Annotated in this window: 1 pseudogene; it reads right to left on the bottom strand. The window is 32.8% G+C overall.

Annotated features, from left to right (window positions below):
• Window positions 1-91 precede the first annotated feature (91 nt).
• Window positions 92-302, bottom strand: a pseudogene (locus tag FS608_RS29810) (IS6 family transposase); the annotation flags it as partial.

Raw genomic sequence — 302 nt, 5'->3', positions numbered from 1 at the left:
TACACAAAGTAAATAAATGAAAAATTTCCCAAGGCATTTACAAATATATTAAAATAGGTTCTGTTGCAAAGTAAAAAAATATAGCTAACCACTAATTTATCATGTGAGTGTTGGCTGAGCTTGCTAGCATGATGCTAATTTCGTGGCATGGGGAAAATCCGTAAATCTGAAGAGACCTGCGGTTCTTTTTATATAGAGCGTAAATACATTCAATACCTTTTAAAGTATTCTTTGCTGTATTGATACTTTGATACCTTGTCTTTCTTACTTTAATATGACGGTGATCTTGCTCAATGAGGCTA

This window comes from Bacillus sp. X1(2014) (genome assembly GCF_007678255.1).
Note: the sequence above shows the minus strand (reverse complement) of the source record. Positions and strands in the feature narration are given on the sequence as shown.